Consider the following 517-nt stretch of genomic DNA (forward strand, 5'->3'; position numbering starts at 1 on the left):
ATTCCCGCTCTGTTCATCATTGCTTTGCATCGGGTTTGTACCGGCAATAATATCGGCTCCAACACCATGGATGCTGCCTTTGTGGGCTTGCATATTAACAGCGCGTCCTGCTTCTATTGTACCTGTTACCGCTGTAGAGGTCTGAACAGAGGCTTCTGCCTTCTCTGTCTTAAAGCCCACGGTTACGCTAGCAGAAACATCAGCAATATCACGAATAGACTGTTTAAGGTTTCCACCCTTCATCTCATTATAAAGACCTTTGCCTTTGCTATAGAGATCATAGCCTTTTAGACCAGCAATAAGACCATTGCCGATTTTGTGTTTTGTATCCCCATGACCAAAACGTTTGGCTGCATCCTTTACATCTTTTACTGTACCAAGAATACCCACATTGACAGAGCCTGTCACACCAGCAAAAGACTTTTCATGTGTCTCTTTGCCGTTAGAGGTATCATAGCTTTCTGATAGGGTGATATTATTGCCGGCATCAATGTTGACATCACGATCCGCCGAAACA

General features: G+C 44.3%; 1 protein-coding gene. It reads right to left on the reverse strand.

What is annotated here, in order from left to right:
• On the reverse strand, window positions 1-517 hold a 517-nt coding region (locus ACFINO_RS11635; protein WP_375656012.1), incomplete at both ends, for a hemagglutinin repeat-containing protein.

The organism is Bartonella sp. AA83SXKL, assembly GCF_042196965.1.
Lineage (GTDB): Bacteria > Pseudomonadota > Alphaproteobacteria > Rhizobiales > Rhizobiaceae > Bartonella.